15 protein-coding genes are annotated in these 18,317 nt (G+C 55.3%); 14 read left to right on the forward strand and 1 reads right to left on the reverse strand.

The genetic code is table 11. The features are described 5' to 3' along the window. Positions 1-43 precede the first annotated feature (43 nt). From AC6I8B_RS05525 to nei, 4 genes are read left to right on the forward strand one after another with little or no spacing between them, the layout of a single operon-like run. Complete coding sequence (locus AC6I8B_RS05525; RefSeq protein ID WP_010671295.1) at positions 44-772, forward strand: DUF969 domain-containing protein; 729 nt, start codon at positions 44-46, stop codon at positions 770-772. Beyond that, positions 772-1,788, forward strand: coding sequence for a DUF979 domain-containing protein (locus AC6I8B_RS05530; RefSeq protein ID WP_031592206.1), 1,017 nt, complete (start codon positions 772-774; stop codon positions 1,786-1,788). The genes AC6I8B_RS05525 and AC6I8B_RS05530 overlap by 1 nt, the downstream gene beginning before the upstream one ends. Positions 1,789-1,794: 6 nt before the next feature. Continuing rightward, positions 1,795-2,442 (forward strand): pyroglutamyl-peptidase I, encoded by a 648-nt coding sequence (gene pcp / locus AC6I8B_RS05535; RefSeq protein WP_010671296.1) that lies wholly within the window; start codon positions 1,795-1,797, stop codon positions 2,440-2,442. 11 nt (positions 2,443-2,453) lie between these two features. Then, complete coding sequence (nei, locus tag AC6I8B_RS05540) at positions 2,454-3,242, forward strand: endonuclease VIII (RefSeq protein WP_010671297.1); 789 nt, start codon at positions 2,454-2,456, stop codon at positions 3,240-3,242. A 271-nt stretch (positions 3,243-3,513) separates the two neighbouring features. Here the strand turns inward: nei and AC6I8B_RS05545 are convergent, their stop codons facing one another. Next, complete coding sequence (locus AC6I8B_RS05545; protein WP_010260725.1) at positions 3,514-4,797, reverse strand: citrate synthase; 1,284 nt, start codon at positions 4,795-4,797, stop codon at positions 3,514-3,516. A gap of 633 nt (positions 4,798-5,430) precedes the next feature. On the opposite strand from AC6I8B_RS05545, the gene sdhC reads away from it, so the two are divergent. The 10 genes from sdhC to cydB all read left to right on the forward strand — a co-directional run bounded on the left by sdhC (position 5,431) and on the right by cydB (position 18,315). Continuing rightward, complete coding sequence (gene sdhC, locus AC6I8B_RS05550; RefSeq protein ID WP_029519433.1) at positions 5,431-5,820, forward strand: succinate dehydrogenase cytochrome b556 subunit; 390 nt, start codon at positions 5,431-5,433, stop codon at positions 5,818-5,820. Continuing rightward, positions 5,814-6,161 (forward strand): succinate dehydrogenase membrane anchor subunit, encoded by a 348-nt coding sequence (sdhD, locus tag AC6I8B_RS05555; RefSeq protein ID WP_009091417.1) that lies wholly within the window; start codon positions 5,814-5,816, stop codon positions 6,159-6,161. The genes sdhC and sdhD overlap by 7 nt, the downstream gene beginning before the upstream one ends. Then, positions 6,162-7,928, forward strand: coding sequence for a succinate dehydrogenase flavoprotein subunit (sdhA, locus tag AC6I8B_RS05560; protein WP_022626042.1), 1,767 nt, complete (start codon positions 6,162-6,164; stop codon positions 7,926-7,928). Between the two features lie 14 nt (positions 7,929-7,942). Further along, positions 7,943-8,659 carry a succinate dehydrogenase iron-sulfur subunit gene (locus AC6I8B_RS05565; protein ID WP_010260736.1) on the forward strand — a complete coding sequence of 239 codons (717 nt, stop codon included), beginning with the start codon at positions 7,943-7,945 and terminating at the stop codon, positions 8,657-8,659. A gap of 200 nt (positions 8,660-8,859) precedes the next feature. Further along, the gene (sucA, locus tag AC6I8B_RS05570) at positions 8,860-11,667 is read left to right on the forward strand and encodes a 2-oxoglutarate dehydrogenase E1 component (RefSeq protein WP_010260738.1); all 2,808 of its coding nucleotides are present in this window, start codon (positions 8,860-8,862) and stop codon (positions 11,665-11,667) included. Between the two features lie 15 nt (positions 11,668-11,682). Next, positions 11,683-12,906, forward strand: coding sequence for a 2-oxoglutarate dehydrogenase complex dihydrolipoyllysine-residue succinyltransferase (odhB, locus tag AC6I8B_RS05575; RefSeq protein ID WP_010260740.1), 1,224 nt, complete (start codon positions 11,683-11,685; stop codon positions 12,904-12,906). Positions 12,907-12,976: 70 nt separating this feature from the next. Further along, positions 12,977-14,143, forward strand: coding sequence for an ADP-forming succinate--CoA ligase subunit beta (gene sucC / locus AC6I8B_RS05580; protein ID WP_003853151.1), 1,167 nt, complete (start codon positions 12,977-12,979; stop codon positions 14,141-14,143). Next, the gene (sucD, locus tag AC6I8B_RS05585) at positions 14,143-15,018 is read left to right on the forward strand and encodes a succinate--CoA ligase subunit alpha (protein ID WP_010260744.1); all 876 of its coding nucleotides are present in this window, start codon (positions 14,143-14,145) and stop codon (positions 15,016-15,018) included. The genes sucC and sucD overlap by 1 nt, the downstream gene beginning before the upstream one ends. A gap of 574 nt (positions 15,019-15,592) precedes the next feature. Then, complete coding sequence (gene cydA, locus AC6I8B_RS05590) at positions 15,593-17,164, forward strand: cytochrome ubiquinol oxidase subunit I (protein ID WP_010260749.1); 1,572 nt, start codon at positions 15,593-15,595, stop codon at positions 17,162-17,164. An 11-nt stretch (positions 17,165-17,175) separates the two neighbouring features. Continuing rightward, a complete protein-coding gene (cydB, locus tag AC6I8B_RS05595) occupies positions 17,176-18,315 on the forward strand; it encodes a cytochrome d ubiquinol oxidase subunit II (protein WP_157351705.1) in 1,140 nt (379 codons plus the stop codon). Positions 18,316-18,317: the final 2 nt, after the last annotated feature.

Here is an 18,317-nt window from a genome sequence, read left to right on the forward strand (position 1 = left end):
TTAGCCCGGCGTATGCCGGGTTTTTCAACTCTGAGGGAAATCCATGGATAGTGCAGTAAATCTCTGGCCATTACTGGGCATCGCCGCCATCGTCGTCGGCTTCCTGTTACGGTTCAATCCGGTGCTGGTGGTGATTGTCGCCGGGTTTGTGACCGGTCTGGCCGCGATGATGCCGCTGGCGGACATTCTGGAAAAGCTCGGGGCAGGTTTTCTCAACACCCGCAACCTGCCACTGATCCTGCTGCTGCCGCTGGCAGTCATTGGCCTGCTGGAGCGTCACGGACTGAAAGAGCGGGCGCAGGCGTGGATTGCACAGATCAAAACGGCAACCGCCGGACGGCTGCTGATCGTCTACCTGTTTGTGCGCGAAATCACCGCCGCGCTGGGGTTAACCAGTCTCGGCGGACATCCGCAGATGGTGCGTCCGTTGCTGGCACCGATGGCGGAAGGAGCAACTGAAAGTCGCTATGGCGAGATCTCACCTGAGCTGCGCCATCGGCTGCGCGCGATGTCAGCAGCGACCGATAATGTCGGTCTCTTCTTTGGTGAGGATATCTTCGTGGCGTTTGGCGCGATTATCTTTATGCACAACTTTATGCAGGAGTCAGCCGGGATTCAGACCGAACCGCTGCACATCGCCTTATGGGGCATTCCGACTGCCGTCGCCGCGTTCCTGATCCACTCGGCACGTCTGGTGCGGCTGGATCGGCAACTGGCGCGAGAGCTGCAGCAGCTGAACCGTCAGGCGCTGAAAGCCAAAGGAGGTGAGTAATGTTCCAGCAACAATATCTGATGTGGCTGGCGGGCATTATCCTGCTGGTAGTGGCGGTGCTTTCCTGGCGTGACAGCGCGAATCCACGTCGCTTTACCACCGGACTGTTCTGGGCCTTGTATGGCCTGGTTTTTCTGGTCGGTGACTGGACGACGCAACTGATGAGCGCCTGGATGGGTTCAGATGCGGCGGGCACCCGTATGCTGCACATCGGCATCGGTGTCATTGTGGTGGTGATGGCGCTGATTGCCGGGTTTGGCGGTGTCAGGCTGGGTCGCTATCATCAGCGCAGCGATGAAGAGAAACAGGCCAGTGCGCTGCGTCTGCGCAATAAACTGTTTCTGCCTGCACTGTCGATTCCGGTCGTGACCGTGGTCGGTGTGCTGGCGTTTAACCATATTCCCGGTTTGCAGGATGCGGTGTTCGGCCCCGGTAACCACGCCACGCTGGTGACGCTGTTTTCAATGATGGTCGGTTGCGTGATTGGCTGGCTGGTGGCGTTAAAACTGACCCACGAGAAACCGGTGCAGTCGATGCAGGAGACCCGTCGCCTGCTGGATTCGATTGGCTGGGCCTTTATCCTGCCGCAGATCCTCGCCACCCTGGGGCTGCTGTTTACCAGCGCGGGCGTGGGCAGCGCCATTTCGCATCTGACAGAAACCTGGCTGGCGGTAGATAATCGCTTTGTCGCGGTCACCGTCTATGCCGTCGGGATGGCGCTTTTAACCATGATCATGGGTAATGCTTTTGCGGCGTTTCCGATTATCACCGCAGGCGTCGGCATCCCGATTCTGGTGTTGCAGCACGGCGGAAATCCGGCAGTGATGGCGGCAATTGGCATGTTCTCCGGCTATTGCGGCACGCTGATGACGCCGATGGCGGCCAACTTCAATATCGTCCCGGCAGCGCTGCTGGAACTGCCCGATCGTAACGCGGTGATCAAGGCTCAGATTCCGACCGGTGTGCTACTGTTAATCGTTAATATTTTCCTGCTCTATTTCCTGATGTTCCTGTGAGGTTGCATGAAAACTGTCCTGATGACCGCCTTTGAACCTTTTGGCGGTGAAACGATTAACCCTTCATGGGAAGCGGTGCGCGCGCTGGAAGGTAAACAGATTAGCGGGGCGACGATAGTTATCCGCCAGTTGCCGGTGGTATTCAGCGACGTACTCAGGGTGCTGAATCAGGCGCTGGAAGAGGTGAAACCGGATGCGATTCTGTCGGTGGGGCAGGCGGGCGGGCGAAGCGACATTACCGTTGAACGTATTGGTATTAATGTCGATGACGCCCGTATCCCGGACAACGCTGGTCATCAGCCGGTAGATGAGCCCGTTGTAGCAGGTGGCCCGGCAGCCTATTTTTCCCGTCTGCCCATCAAAGCGATTGTGGCGGCGGTGCGGGAAGCGGGGATCCCCGCTTCAGTGTCGCAAACGGCGGGCACCTTTACCTGCAACCGCGTAATGTACGGCCTGCTGCACTGGCTTGAGCAGCATGACAGTCCGGTGCGGGGAGGCTTTATCCATATTCCTTATCTGCCTGAACAGGCGGCGCAGCATCCGGGCGCACCGAGCATGGCGCTGGCGTCCATTATTCAGGCGCTGGAAATTGCGGTAAAGGTCACGCTGGAGACCGGCGAGGATATCAGACAGGCTGGCGGCGCCACCCATTAAGAGGATGAACGATGCCTGAAGGACCGGAAATTCGCCGCGTGGCGGATAAACTTGAAGACGCCATTGTGGGTCAGCCGTTAACGGAAGCGTGGTTCGCGTTTCCTCAGCTCAAAACCTATGAACCGGCATTGATTGGTGAGCAGGTTAATGCGATTGAGACGCGGGGTAAAGCGCTGCTGACTCATTTCAGCAATGGCCTGACGCTCTACAGCCATAACCAGCTTTATGGTGTCTGGCGCATTGTAAAACCCGACACCGAACTGAATTCCACCCGTCAGTTGCGGGTGCGACTGGCGACGGCGGGCAAAGCGATTCTGCTCTACAGCGCCTCTGATATTGAGCTGCTTAATGCGGATACGCTGGCGGCACATCCGTTTCTTAATCGTATCGGGCCGGATGTGCTGAACAGCGCGCTGACAGTGGAAGAGGTGAAAGAGCGGCTGCTGTCACCCCGTTTCCGGCGGCGGCAGTTCAGTGGTCTGTTGCTGGATCAGGCTTTTCTGGCCGGGCTGGGAAACTACCTGCGTGCCGAGATTCTGTGGCTGGCGCAGTTGCTGCCAAATCATCGGGCGCAGGATCTCAGTAACGATCAGCTGACTGCTTTCAGCGAAGCGCTGCTTTCAGTGCCGCGCCATGCCTATCGGATGCGTGGAACCATGAAGAAATATCATGAGGAAGCGGCGTTTCAGTTTGAGGTTTTTCATCGGCAGGGCAAAAAATGCCGACGCTGCGGCACGGTGATTGAGAAGGGCACGCTCTCATCACGGCCTTTTTACTGGTGTCCGGGTTGTCAGAGATAGACAGTAAAGTCAAAAGGGTAAAATGCTCTTACGGCTGACAGAGTCAAACCCGTGTGAATCTTACAGCAATAAAATAGCTTAACGCGCAGAGAACACGGTCAGAAGAGGAAAGCGTCCCGCGCCAGGGATGGCGCGGGCCGAGCGTGTCATGGATGACGGCTTTTGCGTCTTTCCGATCTGACCGTGTTCTCTGCGCAGGCGCAGTATCACAGCTAACTGCCCCCAGCTTTATACCAACATCAAGCGGAAATCCCTATCTGCCCTGCGAACCTTACTTTTTCAGCTGTGAGCTGAATTCGCGCTCGGTATAACCGGTGTAGAGCTGACGTGGACGGGCAATCTTCATGCCTTCGTCGTGCATCTCTTTCCAGTGTGCAATCCAGCCAACGGTACGGGCCATCGCGAAGATCACCGTAAACATGGAGGATGGAATACCCATCGCTTTCAGAATGATACCGGAGTAGAAGTCCACGTTTGGATAGAGTTTACGCTCAATGAAGTACGGGTCGTTCAGCGCAATGTGTTCCAGCTCCATCGCCACTTCCAGCAGGTCATCCTTCATACCCAGCTCATTCAGGACTTCATGGCAGGTATCGCGCATCACGGTCGCGCGTGGATCGTAGTTTTTGTAAACGCGGTGACCAAAGCCCATCAGACGGAAGGAGTCATTTTTGTCTTTGGCGCGTTTAACAAATTCCGGAATATGCTCAACGGTGCTGATCTCTTCCAGCATACGCAGGGTCGCTTCGTTGGCACCACCGTGCGCCGGTCCCCACAGGGAGGCGATCCCGGCGGCGATACAGGCAAACGGATTCGCGCCGCTTGAACCGGCGGTACGAACGGTAGAGGTTGAGGCGTTCTGCTCATGGTCAGCATGCAGGATCAGGATGCGGTCCATGGCGCGTTCCAGCACCGGATTCACTTTGTACTCTTCGCACGGCGTGGCAAACATCATGTGCAGGAAGTTACCCGCATAGGAGAGATCGTTGCGCGGATAGACAAACGGCTGGCCGATAGAATATTTGTAACACATCGCTGCCATGGTCGGCATTTTAGAAAGCAGACGGAATGCTGCGATTTCGCGGTGGCGCTCAATGTTTACATCCAGCGAATCGTGGTAAAACGCAGCCAGTGCACCAGTAACACCGCACATTACCGCCATCGGATGCGAATCGCGACGGAAGCCGTGGAACAGGCGGGTAATCTGCTCATGAATCATGGTGTGGCGGGTAACCGTGGTACGGAACTCATCAAACTGTTTCTGGTTTGGTGCTTCGCCGTTCAGCAGGATATAGCAGACTTCCAGATAGTTAGAGTGGGTCGCCAGCTCAGAAATAGGGAAACCACGGTGCAGCAGGATACCTTCATCCCCATCGATAAAGGTGATTGCAGATTCGCAGGACGCGGTAGACGTAAAACCGGGATCGAAGGTGAACAGGCCACTTGAACCCAGAGTGCGGACATCAACGACATCCTGGCCCAGCGTACCTTTCAGCACGTCCAGTTCAATAGATGTTCCATCTTGCAGGGTTAGCGTTACTTTTTTATCTGTCATTTTCGTCTCCATAGCGCCTTATGTAGGTAAGGATCTTTAGACACCTGAAACGCGTTCATGTTGCGGTTGGCAAAACTACACAGTATCACTCTGCGGGGATAAAACGGGTGCAGGGTACAGAGTGAGCGGCGCGTTCCCAGCGGGAACCGGTGAGCCATGGACATGCTGCATATCGCGGTTGTTAAAGATCCGGTCAGGACATAACTTCTTGGTAACCAATAACCTGATGCTTTTTAATGCTCATTATCGCAATGTTACATAACTTGCGCTTAGGGGAAAGTGTATCCCCATAACTTTTGCGCATCATAGGAATTTACAGGCTTAGTTTGTAACTGAATTGTTGAACTATTGTCAAATCAGATAATTAAAATTGTATCAATTGTGAAAATCGTGAGTAGGATCACTGTTCCACCTAAAATATACCAAAGAGTTTGTAGGGGAATTGTAATCAGAATGTGATCCTCCTATACTCCAGGCAGGTCTCCGGAACACCCTGACACCAGGAGCCACCCAGCGTTTACTACCGCGTCAATTAACACTGGATGTTGCTTTTTTGGTGACGGTTAAAGTCTGCCACGCGTTGTGATTAGACTCCGCCTCAGGTCCGGAGGAAGCAAAATAAAAAAGAGCTGTGTGGGCAAAACCGTGAAAAAACAAAGACCTGTCAACTTGGATCTCTCGACGATCCGGTTTCCCGTTACTGCAATATCGTCCATTCTTCACCGCGTCTCCGGCGTAATCACATTGGTTGCCATTGGCATCCTGCTGTGGCTGCTCGGTCTCTCTCTCTCCTCTCCTGAAGGTTTCCAGCACGCTGCGTCCATCATGGATGGCTTCTTCGCGAAGTTCATTATGTGGGGCATCTTAACGGCGCTGGCCTATCACGCGGTGAGCGGGATTCGTCATATGTTGATGGATTTTGGTTATCTGGCCGAAACGCTGCAGGTTGGTAAGCGTTCCGCTCATATGACTTTTGTGATCACTGTCGTGCTGGCAATTCTGGCGGGAGTCCTCGTATGGTAAGCAATGCATCCGCATTGGGTCGCAACGGCATTCAGGACTGGCTGCTGCTGCGGGCAACTGCAATTCTCATTACGCTGTACATCGTCTACATCCTCGGTTTCGTGGTGATGACAGACACGCTGACTTATGACCTGTGGCGTGGCTTCTTCGCTTCCGCATTCACCAAAGTGTTCACGCTGCTGACGCTGTTCTCCATTCTGATCCACGGCTGGATTGGCATGTGGCAGGTGTTAACAGACTACGTTAAATCACTGCCAACCCGCCTGTTGTTGCAGTTTGTGATTGTCGTGGCACTGTTGTGGTATGCGATTTATGGCTTTGTTGTTGTGTGGGGTGTGTAAATGAGTTTGCCAATCAGAGAGTTCGATGCCGTGGTAATCGGCGCAGGTGGCGCAGGAATGCGAGCCGCACTGCAAATCTCCCAGGGCGGCCAGAGCTGTGCCCTGTTATCTAAAGTTTTCCCGACCCGTTCCCACACCGTATCTGCGCAGGGCGGTATTACTGTTGCGCTGGGTAATACCCATGAAGATAACTGGGAATGGCACATGTACGACACCGTCAAAGGTTCCGACTATATCGGTGACCAGGACGCGATTGAATATATGTGTAAAACCGGCCCGGAAGCGATTCTGGAACTGGAACACATGGGTCTGCCTTTCTCGCGTCTGGAAGATGGTCGTGTCTATCAGCGTCCGTTTGGTGGCCAGTCAAAGAATTTCGGTGGCGAGCAGGCGGCACGTACGGCGGCTGCGGCTGACCGTACCGGTCACGCATTGCTGCACACTCTTTATCAGCAGAACCTGAAAAACAAAACCACTATCTTCTCTGAGTGGTATGCACTGGATCTGGTGAAAAACGCCGATGGCGCAGTCGTGGGTTGTACCGCTATCTGCATCGAAACCGGCGAAACGGTTTATTTCAAAGCGAAAGCGACCATTCTGGCCACCGGCGGCGCGGGCCGTATCTACCAGTCCACCACCAATGCACACATCAACACCGGTGACGGCGTAGGTATGGCACTGCGTGCGGGCGTACCGGTGCAGGATATGGAGATGTGGCAGTTCCACCCAACCGGTATCGCCGGTGCGGGCGTGCTGGTCACCGAAGGCTGCCGTGGTGAAGGCGGCTATCTGCTGAACAAACATGGCGAACGCTTCATGGAGCGTTATGCGCCGAACGCCAAAGATCTGGCGGGCCGCGACGTGGTTGCGCGCTCGATGATGATTGAAATCCGTGAAGGTCGCGGCTGTGATGGCCCGTGGGGTCCACATCTCAAACTGAAACTGGATCATCTGGGTAAAGAGGTGCTTGAGTCACGTCTGCCTGGCATCCTTGAGCTGTCACGCACCTTTGCGCACGCCGATCCGATTAAAGAGCCGATTCCGGTCATCCCGACCTGCCACTACATGATGGGCGGTATACCGACCAAAGTGACCGGCCAGGCCCTGCGCGTCAATGAGCAGGGCGAAGATGTAGTGATTCCAGGCCTGTTCGCCGTCGGTGAAATCGCCTGCGTATCGGTGCATGGTGCCAACCGTCTGGGCGGTAACTCACTGCTCGACCTGGTGGTCTTTGGCCGTGCAGCGGGTCTGCATCTGCTGGCGAGTATTCAGGAGCAGGGCGACCTGCGTGATGCCACAGAAGATGAGATCGCCGGGGCGATGGCGCGTTTCAACCGCTGGGAAAATAACACCACGGGTGAAGATCCGGTTGAGATTCGTAAAGCGCTGCAACGCTGCATGCAGAATAACTTCTCGGTATTCCGTGAAGGCGAAGCGATGGCACAGGGTCTGGAAGAGCTGAAAGAGATTCGCCAGCGCCTGAAGTCAGCGCGTCTGGATGACCGCTCACCGGATTTCAACACCCAGCGTATTGAGTGCCTGGAGCTGGATAACCTGATGGAGACGGCCTTTGCCACGGCGGTAGCGGCTAACTATCGCACCGAAAGCCGCGGTGCGCACAGTCGCTTCGACTTCCCGGATCGTGATGATGAAAACTGGCTGTGCCACAGTCTTTATGTCCCGGAAACCGAAAGCATGACGCGCCGTGAGGTGAACATGCAGCCGAAACTGCGCGCGGCCTTCCCGCCGAAAGTGCGTACCTACTAATTTCGGAGACGATCATGAGACTCGAGTTTTCAATTTATCGCTACAATCCGGACGTCGATGACAAACCGCGCATGCAGGATTACACCCTGGAAGCGGAAGATGGTCGCGACATGATGCTGCTGGACGCACTGATTCGCCTGAAAGAGAAAGATCCGACCCTGGCGTTTCGTCGCTCCTGTCGTGAAGGCGTCTGCGGTTCCGATGGCCTGAACATGAACGGTAAAAACGGACTGGCCTGCATTACGCCCGTCTCGGCGCTGGGCAACGGCAAACAGAAAATTGTTATCCGTCCACTGCCAGGTTTACCGGTGGTGCGTGACCTGGTTGTAGACATGAGCCAGTTTTATGCACAGTATGAGAAAATTAAGCCTTTCCTGTTGAATAATGGGGAAAATCCGCCAGCTCGTGAACATCTGCAGTCGCCGGATGAGCGTGAGCACCTGGATGGCCTGTACGAATGTATACTCTGTGCCTGCTGCTCAACCTCATGCCCATCATTCTGGTGGAATCCTGAGAAGTTCATCGGTCCTGCTGGCCTGCTGGCCGCTTACCGCTTCCTGATTGACAGCCGCGACACCGAAACCGAGGCGCGTCTCGACAATCTGAATGATGCTTTCAGCGTATTCCGCTGCCATAGCATCATGAACTGTGTGAGCGTATGTCCGAAAGGGCTGAACCCGACGCGCGCCATCGGCCATATCAAGTCGATGCTGCTGCAGCGCGGCGCATAAACAGTTTCTGCCGGGAACCTCAGGTTCCCGGTGTTTTACGGAAGCCTCTGTAAGCGCGGTGATTACCACGTTTACAAAGGTTCCCTTACGGGCCACGCGCGCTGCGCAAAGTGCTCGTATCGCTGAACTCACTACGGCAAACCGCGAAAGCGGCAACAAATGAAACCTCAAAAAAGCATAGCAATGCTTAAGGGATCACAATGCAGAACAGCGCGATGAAGCCCTGGCTGGACTCTTCCTGGCTGGCCGGCGCGAATCAGTCTTACATAGAGCAGCTCTATGAGGATTTCCTGACCGATCCTGACTCTGTCGATGCAGTGTGGCGCTCGATGTTCCAGCAGTTACCGGGCACCGGAATGAAACCTGAGCAGTTTCACTCCACCACACGTGAGTACTTCCGTCGCCTGGCGAAAGACGCATCTCGTTACACCTCATCTGTCTCCGATCCTGAAACCAACTCCAAGCAAGTAAAAGTGCTGCAGCTGATTAACGCGTTTCGTTTTCGCGGTCATCAGCACGCCAATCTTGACCCGCTTGGTCTGTGGAAACAGGACCGGGTAGCCGATCTCGATCCCGCTTTTCACGATCTGACCGAGGCCGATTTTCAGGAAAGCTTTAACGTCGGCTCTTTTGCCATTGGCAAAGAGACTATGAAGCTGGCCGAACTGTTCGAGGCGCTGACTCAGACTTACTGCGGCTCGATCGGTGCAGAATATATGCACATCAACAACACTGATGAGAAACGCTGGATTCAGCAGCGTCTTGAGTCAGTCGCGGGCCGTGCAGCCTTCAGCAATGAAGAGAAAAAAGGTTTCCTGAAAGAGCTGACCGCGGCCGAAGGGCTGGAAAAATATCTCGGAGCGAAATTCCCGGGTGCCAAACGCTTCTCGCTGGAAGGCGGCGATGCACTGGTTCCGATGCTGCGCGAAATGATCCGTCATGCCGGTAAGAGCGGAACCCGTGAAGTCGTATTGGGTATGGCACACCGTGGCCGTCTCAACGTGCTGATCAACGTGCTGGGTAAAAAGCCACAGGATCTGTTCGACGAGTTCGCCGGTAAGCACAAAGAGCATCTGGGCACCGGTGACGTGAAGTACCACATGGGCTTCTCGTCTGACGTGGAAACCGAAGGCGGCCTGGTTCACCTGGCGCTGGCGTTTAACCCGTCGCACCTGGAGATCGTCAGCCCGGTGGTGATGGGTTCAGTACGTGCCCGTCTGGATCGTCTGGATGAGCCAGCCAGCAATAAAGTCTTACCGATCACCATTCATGGTGATGCGGCCGTGATTGGCCAGGGCGTGGTTCAGGAAACTCTGAACATGTCACAGGCGCGCGGTTATGAAGTGGGCGGTACCGTTCGCATCGTCATCAACAACCAGGTTGGCTTCACCACCTCCAACCCGAAAGATGCGCGTTCGACCCCTTACTGCACCGATATCGGCAAAATGGTGCTGGCACCGATTTTCCACGTCAATGCTGACGATCCGGAAGCGGTCGCGTTTGTGACCCGTCTGGCGCTCGACTATCGCAACACCTTTAAGCGTGATGTGTTTATCGATCTGGTCTGCTATCGCCGTCATGGTCACAACGAGGCGGATGAGCCAAGTGCGACCCAGCCGCTGATGTACCAGAAAATCAAAAAACACCCGACGCCGCGTAAAATCTATGCCGACCGTCTGGAAGGTGAAGCCATTGCCACGCAGGAAGATGCGACCGAAATGGTCAATCTCTACCGTGACGCGCTGGATGCGGGTGAGTGTGTGGTGCCGGAATGGCGTCCAATGAGCCTGCACTCCTTTACCTGGTCACCTTACCTGAATCATGAGTGGGATGAACCTTACCCGGCTCAGGTCGACATGAAACGTCTGAAGGAGCTGGCGCTGCGTATCAGCCAGGTGCCGGAAGAAGTGGAAGTGCAGTCGCGTGTTGCCAAGATTTACAACGACCGTCGCCTGATGGCTGAAGGCGAGAAAGCCTTTGACTGGGGCGGCGCGGAAAACCTGGCATACGCCACGCTGGTTGATGAAGGCATTCCGGTGCGTCTGTCGGGTGAAGATACCGGTCGCGGAACCTTCTTCCATCGTCACGCGGTAGTCCATAACCAGGCGAACGGCTCAACCTATACCCCTCTGCACCACGTGCACAGCGGACAGGGTCAGTTCAAAGTGTGGGACTCCGTGCTGTCAGAAGAGGCGGTACTGGCCTTTGAATATGGTTATGCCACCGCAGAGCCGCGCATCCTGACCATCTGGGAAGCGCAGTTTGGTGACTTCGCCAACGGCGCACAGGTTGTTATCGACCAGTTCATCAGCTCCGGTGAGCAGAAATGGGGCCGGATGTGTGGCCTGGTGATGCTGCTGCCGCACGGTTATGAAGGTCAGGGGCCAGAGCACTCCTCTGCGCGCCTGGAGCGTTATCTGCAACTCTGCGCTGAGCAGAACATGCAGGTCTGCGTGCCGTCTACCCCTGCGCAGGTTTACCATATGCTGCGTCGTCAGGCGCTGCGCGGTATGCGCCGTCCGCTGATTGTGATGTCGCCGAAATCACTGCTGCGTCATCCGCTGGCGATCTCCACGCTGGATGAACTGGCTAACGGCAGCTTCCAGCCTGCGATTGGCGAAGTCGATGATCTGGATCCGCAGGGCGTGAAACGCGTCGTGCTGTGCTCCGGTAAAGTCTATTACGACCTGCTGGAGCAGCGTCGTAAAAATGAGCAGACCGATGTGGCTATCGTGCGCATCGAGCAGCTCTATCCGTTCCCGCATCACGCGGTACAGGAAGCATTAAAAGCGTATGCTCACGTGCAGGATTTTGTCTGGTGTCAGGAAGAGCCACTGAATCAGGGCGCCTGGTATTGCAGTCAGCATCATTTCCGTGAAGTTGTGCCGTTTGGTGCCACCTTACGTTATGCAGGCCGCCCGGCATCCGCCTCACCGGCCGTGGGTTACATGTCCGTACACCAACAACAGCAGCAAGACCTGGTTAATGACGCGCTGAACGTTAATTAATTAAAAGGAAAGATAATGAGTAGCGTAGATATTCTCGTTCCCGACCTGCCTGAATCGGTTGCCGATGCCTCTGTGGCAACCTGGCATAAAAAACCAGGCGATGCAGTCACTCGCGATGAAGTGCTGGTCGAAATCGAAACTGACAAAGTTGTGCTGGAAGTGCCAGCCTCTGCGGACGGTATCCTGGAAGCCGTTCTGGAAGAAGAGGGCGCCACCGTCACTTCCCGCCAGATCCTGGGTCGTCTGAAAGAGGGCAACAGCGCCGGTAAAGAGAGCAGCGCGAAGTCTGAAAGCAAAGAGTCTACCCCGGCTCAGCGTCAGACTGCGTCACTGGAAGAAGAGAGCAACGATGCGCTCAGCCCGGCTATCCGCCGTCTGATTGCAGAGCACAATCTTGATGCCTCACAGATCAAAGGCAGCGGTGTTGGCGGTCGTCTGACCCGTGAAGATGTTGAAAAACATCTGGCCAACAAACCGCAGGCTGCCAAAGCCGCTGCGCCAGCTGCTGATGCGGCCGCCGCGCAGCAGCCAGTGGCTAACCGCAGCGAAAAACGCGTGCCGATGACCCGTCTGCGTAAGCGTGTTGCCGAGCGTCTGCTGGAAGCGAAGAACAGCACCGCGATGCTGACCACCTTCAACGAAATCAACATGAAGCCCATCATGGATCTGCGTAAGCAGTATGGTGAGGCCTTCGAGAAGCGTCACGGTGTACGTCTGGGCTTTATGTCCTTCTACATCAAAGCGGTTGTTGAAGCGCTGAAACGCTATCCGGAAGTGAATGCTTCTATCGATGGTGAAGATGTGGTTTACCACAACTACTTCGACGTCAGCATTGCGGTCTCTACGCCACGTGGTCTGGTTACACCAGTCCTGCGTGACGTGGATGCGCTGAGCATGGCGGACATCGAGAAGAAAATCAAAGAGCTGGCAGTGAAAGGCCGTGACGGCAAACTGACAGTTGAGGATCTGACCGGCGGTAACTTTACCATCACCAACGGCGGCGTCTTTGGTTCACTGATGTCCACCCCGATCATCAACCCACCGCAGAGCGCCATCCTGGGCATGCACGCCATCAAAGATCGCCCGATGGCGGTCAATGGTCAGGTTGTGGTGCTGCCGATGATGTATCTGGCGCTCTCCTACGACCACCGTCTGATCGATGGCCGTGAATCAGTTGGTTATCTGGTTGCAGTGAAAGAGATGCTGGAAGATCCGGCGCGCCTGCTGCTGGATGTCTGATTTTCACCGGGCGCGCCTTGCCGCGCGCCCAACCTCATTACTCTTTTCAGACCTGAATGGATAGAACATCATGAACTTACACGAATACCAGGCGAAACAACTGTTTGCACGGTATGGCATGCCGGCACCAACGGGTTACGCCTGTACTACACCACGTGAAGCGGAAGAAGCAGCCTCTAAAATTGGCGCAGGCCCGTGGGTAGTTAAATGTCAGGTTCATGCCGGTGGCCGCGGTAAAGCGGGCGGTGTGAAAGTGGTTAACAGCAAAGAAGAGATTCGCGCTTTTGCTGAAAACTGGCTGGGCAAACGCCTGGTTACCTATCAGACAGACGCAAACGGCCAGCCGGTAAACCAGATTCTGGTTGAAGCGGCGACCGATATCGATCAGGAGCTCTATCTGGGCGCTGTGGTCGATCGCGCAACGCGTCGCGTAATTTTCATGGCCTCCACTGAAGGCGGCGTGGAAATTGAAAAAGTGGCGGAAGAGACCCCGCACCTGATCCACAAAATGGCGCTGGATCCACTGACCGGCCCGCAGCCTTATCAGGGTCGTGAGCTGGCGTTCAAACTTGGCCTGACCGGCAAGCTGGTTGGCCAGTTCACCAAGATCTTCATGGGTCTGGCGACACTGTTCCTGGAGCGCGATCTGGCGATGGTTGAGATCAACCCGCTGGTGATCACCAAACAGGGCGACCTGATCTGCCTGGATGGCAAACTGGGTGCCGATGGCAACGCCCTGTTCCGTCAGCCAGAGCTGCGCGAAATGCGCGATCCAAGCCAGGAAGATCCGCGTGAAGCCCATGCGACACAGTGGGAACTGAACTATGTTGCGCTGGAAGGCAACATCGGTTGTATGGTTAACGGCGCAGGTCTGGCGATGGGCACCATGGACATCGTTAAACACCACGGCGGTCAACCGGCCAACTTCCTTGATGTCGGCGGCGGCGCAACCAAAGAGCGCGTGACCGAAGCCTTCAAAATCATCCTGTCTGACGATGCGGTTAAAGCCGTATTCGTTAACATCTTCGGCGGTATCGTACGCTGCGACCTGATTGCCGACGGCATCATCGGCGCAGTCGCTGAAGTGGGTGTGAACGTACCAGTTGTGGTACGTCTGGAAGGTAACAACGCCGAGCTGGGCGCCCAGAAACTGGCGGACAGCGGTCTGAACATCATTGCAGCAACCAGCCTGACAGACGCCGCACAGCGTGTTGTTGCTGCCGCGGAGGGTAAATAATGTCCATTCTGATCGACAAAAACACCAAAGTCATTTGCCAGGGTTTCACCGGTGGCCAGGGGACTTTCCATTCTGAGCAGGCGCTGGCATACGGCACCCAACTGGTTGGCGGCGTGACGCCAGGCAAAGGTGGCACGACCCATCTCGGCCTGCCGGTGTTCAACACCGTTCGCGAAGCGGTAGAAGCAACAGGCGCGACCGCCACTGTGATCTACGTTCCGGCTCCTTTCTGTAAAGATGGCATCCTGGAAGCGATCGACGCGGGCATCAAACTGATCATCACCATCACCGAAGGCATCCCGACCCTGGATATGCTGACTGTGAAAGTGAAGCTGGATGAAGCAGGCGTGCGGATGATCGGTCCAAACTGCCCAGGCGTTATCACCCCAGGCGAATGTAAAATCGGCATCATGCCGGGCCACATTCACCAGCCGGGCCGCGTCGGTATCGTGTCACGTTCAGGCACCCTGACCTATGAAGCGGTTAAGCAGACCACGGATATCGGCTACGGCCAGTCAACCTGCGTTGGCATCGGTGGTGACCCGATCCCAGGCTCTAACTTCATCGACATCCTGAAAATGTTCCAGGATGATCCACAGACTGAAGTTATCGTGATGATCGGAGAGATCGGCGGTAGCGCAGAAGAAGAAGCTGCAGCCTTCATTAAAGAGCACGTGACCAAGCCGGTTGTAGGCTACATTGCTGGCGTCACCGCGCCGAAAGGCAAGCGTATGGGCCATGCTGGCGCCATCATTGCCGGTGGTAAAGGTACAGCAGATGAGAAATTTGCTGCGCTGGAAGCGGCAGGCGTGAAAACTGTCCGCAGTCTGGCGGATATCGGTGACGCAGTTAAAGCCGTATTACCGGCTAAATAAGTCAGCGTCATCTGAGACTAAGCCACCTTCGGGTGGCTTTTTTTATGGCTGTAAATGAGAGGTATAACGCAGGGAGCTAAAGAGTAGAGTGCGCGGTTAAATAACCGGCCCACGACTCATCACGTTAAGAAAAAGTGTCAAAGGTAAATGATTCCTTCGCGCTTTATTTCAATGCTGACATCTCATTAACAAGAAACCTACCTGACCCTATCTGGAAACTTATTGCGTTAATCCAGATCAATTAATCGCGACTTATATCCAACTATATCTCTGGCAAAGCGCAACGCTAAGGGCGTAAATTGCGCTGCATCAATCCAGCCTTTTACACAAATTTTCAAACGTCTGCTCAACCCGGGATAACACCCGCTTTCCTCCTGTTAAAGCATGCGTTAACGAAAGCGCTGATTGACAATTTTCTGAGCTGCTTCATTCGCTACTCGCCTGTTCGGGCAGCTCACAGACCTGTTCTGCGGGTAATAAAAAACTGGAATCAATAAACAGTCGTTGCTGACTCTGATTGCGTTCGATCTGATCGCGCGCGTGACGGAGACAAAGCGAGGAGCAAGGAGTCCTTATGTTAGATATCGTCGAGCTGTCGCGGTTACAGTTTGCCTTAACGGCGATGTACCATTTTCTGTTCGTCCCTTTAACGCTGGGTATGGCGTTCTTGCTGGCGATCATGGAAACGGTATATGTCCTGAGCGGCAAACAAATCTATAAAGATATGACGAAGTTCTGGGGCAAGTTATTTGGTATTAACTTTGCGCTGGGTGTCGCCACCGGCCTGACCATGGAATTTCAGTTCGGGACTAACTGGTCATATTACTCTCACTACGTCGGCGATATCTTCGGCGCGCCGCTCGCCATCGAAGGTCTGATGGCGTTCTTCCTGGAATCCACCTTTGTTGGCCTGTTCTTTTTTGGCTGGGATCGCCTGGGCAAAGTGCAGCACCTCGCCGTCACCTGGCTGGTGGCGCTGGGCTCAAACATGTCGGCGCTGTGGATTCTGGTGGCTAACGGCTGGATGCAGAACCCGATCGCCTCTGAGTTCAACTTCGAAACCATGCGCATGGAGATGGTCAGCTTCTCAGAGCTGGTGCTGAACCCGGTCGCGCAGGTGAAATTCGTTCACACCGTGGCAGCCGGTTACACCACCGGTGCAATGTTTATTATGGGCATCAGCGCCTGGTACATGCTGAAAGGCCGTGACTTCGCCTTTGCTAAACGCTCGTTCGCTATCGCGGCCAGCTTTGGCATGGCGGCGGTGCTGTCAGTCATCGTTCTGGGCGATGAGTCAGGTTACGAGATGGGGGACGTGCAGAAAACCAAACTGGCCGCTATCGAAGCGGAGTGGGAAACCCAGCCGGCACCGGCCTCGTTTACCCTGTTTGGCCTGCCCGATCAGGCAACTCAGGAGAACCGATACGCAGTACAGATCCCCTGGCTGCTGGGCCTGATCGCCACCCGATCTACCGATACGCCGGTAACCGGCCTGAAAGATCTGATGGCACAGCATGAAGTGCGCATCCGCAACGGCATGAAAGCCTATGCCCTGCTGAATGAGCTGCGCGGTGGCAGCCAGGATCCGGCGGTGCGTGACGCGTTCAACAGTCACAAACAGGATCTCGGCTACGGTCTGCTGCTGAAGCGTTATACCGACAACGTGGCTGATGCAACCGAAGCGCAGATTAAACAGGCGACGCAGGACTCTATCCCGCGTGTCGCTCCGCTCTATTTTGCCTTCCGCATCATGGTGCTGTGTGGCGTACTGCTGCTGGGCATTATCGCGCTGGCGTTCTGGAGCGTACTGCGTAACCGCATCGGTAAAAATCGCTGGTTACTGAAAGCGGCGCTGTTTGGTATTCCGCTGCCGTGGATCGCTATCGAATCAGGCTGGTTTGTGGCGGAGTATGGCCGTCAGCCCTGGGCTATCGGTGAAGTGCTGCCGACTGCGGTGGCCAACTCCTCCCTGACCGTTGGCGATCTGCTTTTCTCCATGATCCTGATCTGCGGACTCTACACAATGTTCCTGGTGGCTGAGATGTACCTGATGTTCAAATTCGCCCGCCTTGGGCCGAGCAGCCTGAAAACCGGGCGTTATCATCATGAGCAGATTACGGCAATCACCCAGCCGGTACAGGGATAAGGAGAGCGACCATGTTTGATTATGAAGTTCTGCGCTTTGTCTGGTGGCTGTTGATTGGCGTACTGCTGATTGGCTTTGCCGTCGCAGATGGTTTTGATATGGGTGTCGGGATGCTGACGCGCATTCTGGGCCGGAATGATACTGAACGTCGCATCATGATTAACAGTATCGCACCACACTGGGACGGTAACCAGGTCTGGCTGATCACCGCAGGTGGCGCGCTGTTTGCCGCCTGGCCGATGGTTTACGCGGCAGCCTTCTCTGGCTTCTACGTGGCGATGATTCTGGTGCTCGCGTCGCTGTTCTTCCGTCCGGTTGGCTTCGATTACCGTTCGAAGATTGAAGACAATCGCTGGCGCGGTGCCTGGGACTGGGGGATTTTTATTGGCAGTTTCGTGCCGCCGCTGGTGATTGGCGTAGCGTTTGGCAACCTGTTACAGGGCGTGCCGTTCCATGCCGATGAGTATCTGCGCCTGTTCTATACCGGTAACTTCTTCCAGCTGCTGAATCCGTTTGGGCTGCTGGCGGGTGTGGTCAGTGTGGCGATGATTCTGGTGCAGGGTGCAACCTATCTGCAGATGCGCACCACCGGCGAACTGCATCTGCGTTCACGCACCGCAGCACAACTTGCCGCCCTGGTGATGATGGTCTGCTTTATCCTGGCGGGCGTCTGGGTGAAATATGGTATCGATGGTTATGTGGTGACCAGCACCATGGATCACTTCGCCGCCTCTAACCCACTGGGCAAAACCGTAGTGCGCGAAGCGGGTGCCTGGATGGTCAACTTCCAGAACCATCCTGTGCTGTGGCTGTTCCCGCTGCTGGGCGCTGTGCTGCCGCTGCTGACCATACTCTGCTCGCGGGTTGAGAAGGGCGCCTGGGCGTTCCTGTTCTCCTCACTGACGCTGGCCTGCGTCATCATGACAGCCGGCATTGCAATGTTCCCGTTCATCATGCCATCCAGCACGGTGCCGGGTATGAGCCTGACCATGTGGGACGCAACGTCCAGCCTGCTGACGCTGCAAACCATGACCGTTGCCGCCGCTATCTTTGTGCCGATCATTCTGGCCTACACCACCTGGTGCTACTGGAAGATGTTTGGTCGTATCACCAAAGAGCATATTGAAAGCAACAGTCACTCACTCTATTAATT

The sequence above is a fragment of the Pantoea sp. X-Soil-ISGK-285 genome, from assembly GCF_059730815.1.